The 1775-nt window shown below is 61.7% G+C and carries 1 protein-coding gene; it reads left to right on the top strand.

Annotation, left to right across the window (positions count from 1 at the left end; translation table 11 throughout):
• Positions 1 to 174: 174 nt before the first annotated feature.
• Positions 175 to 1685 (top strand): IS3 family transposase gene (locus tag P775_RS00430; protein ID WP_425439865.1). Its coding sequence is split into 2 segments (ribosomal slippage): positions 175 to 601 and positions 601 to 1685, totalling 1512 coding nucleotides; the frame shifts between segments, so codons are not numbered across the junction.
• The last annotated feature ends 90 nt before the right edge of the window (positions 1686 to 1775 follow it).

A 1775-nucleotide genomic window follows, 5' to 3' on the forward strand; every position in this document is an offset into this window, starting at 1 on the left:
TATTGGCCGGACCGCCCCGGCGCATAGGTGAAGGCTACGCAGGGCGGAGCCGCGCCAGCCCCCTGTGTCAGGGAAGTTGTCCGCTGCTCTACTTTTCCTCTATTTCTCAGGTGGGCGGGATAGGACGAAGACGTGGGATATTCACCGGAACGAAAAGCGGCTGTGCTGAAGCGGATGCTGCCGCCACACAACATGGCCATCCGGCAGCTGTCGCAGGAAGAAGGGATCTCGGAGGGAACGCTGCACAAGTGGCGTGCTGAGGCGCGCGGCAAGGGGCAACTTTTGCCCGATGCAGATGCGGGCCCCGAGGGCTGGTCTTCGCGTGACAAGTTCGCGGCTGTGCTGGAAACGGCGGTGCTGAACGAGGCCGATCTGGCTGAATATTGTCGAAAGCGCGGGCTTTATCCCGCGCAGATCGCGGCGTGGCGGTCAGCGTGTGAACAGGCGAACGATTGGGACCGCGCCAGTACAGCGCGCGTGGGGCAAGCCACCAAGGAAGAGAAGAAACGGGTCAAGGAGCTGGAACGGGATCTGGCGCGCAAGGACCGCGCACTGGCCGAAACCGCAGCGCTTCTGGTTCTGCGAAAAAAGGCTCAGGCGATCTGGGGGGACGGAGAGGACGCATGATCAGCACCCCATATCGCCAAACCGCAGTCGCGCTGATCAACGAGGCTGTCACCGCTGGCGCACGTCGCTCCATAGCCTGTCTCGAGTTGCAGATCAGCGAGCGGACCCTGCGGCGCTGGACCAGAGGCGGTCAGGTTCATCCCGATCGGCGGCCCCTTGTGCCGCGCCCTGAACCAGCCAACACGCTGAGCCCGGATGAACGCGCAGCCGTTCTGGATGTCTGTAATTCAACGGAGTTTGCAAGCCTTCCGCCCAGCCAGATCGTGCCAAAACTGGCTGATCAGGGGCGGTATCTGGCCTCGGAATCCAGCTTCTACCGCATTCTGCGCGCAGATGGGCAACAGCATCACCGGGGCCGGGCAAAGCCTCCGGTCCGACGCAAACCACCCACGAGCTACAAGGCCGGCGCACCCTGCGAGGTCTGGACCTGGGACATAACCTGGATGCCCGGGCCCGTCGCAGGCATGTTCTTCTACCTCTATCTGATTGTGGACATCTTCAGCCGCAAGATCGTCGGCTGGGAGGTGCATGAGCGCGAGAGCGCGGAACTGGCGTCCAATCTGATCCGGCAGGCTGTCCTAGTAGAGGGCTGCATCACGCGCCCACTGGTCCTGCACGCAGACAATGGCAGCCCTATGAAGGGTGCGACGATGAAAGTAACCATGGAAAAGCTGGGGATTACGGCGTCCTACAGCCGCCCGCGCGTCAGCAATGACAACCCCTTCTCCGAAGCCCTGTTCAGAACTTGCAAATACCGCCTGAACTGGCCGACCAAGGGCTTTGCCACCAAGGCCGATGCGCAGACTTGGGTGAAATCCTTCACCAGTTGGTATAACGATGATCATCTGCACAGCGCCATCCGCTTCGTCACGCCAAATGAGCGCCACGCTGGGCATGATCGTGGGACGCTCGCGAGCCGCGCCAGTCTCTATGCAAATGCGCGGGCGCAAAATCCGGAGCGCTGGTCAGGCAAAACCCGAAACTGGCAACCCGCCGGACCCGTCTGGCTGAACCCAGAAACCGAAACCAGCGCCCCTGAAATCAGAGACGCCGCATGAAATCGGCGGACAACTTCTTTGACAAACACCGCCAGCCCATGGTCTGTCATCGCGGGCCAACGCCCAGAAGTAGCCGGTCTTGGTTTTGCG

The organism is Puniceibacterium antarcticum, assembly GCF_002760615.1.
In the GTDB taxonomy this organism is placed as follows: domain Bacteria; phylum Pseudomonadota; class Alphaproteobacteria; order Rhodobacterales; family Rhodobacteraceae; genus Puniceibacterium; species Puniceibacterium antarcticum.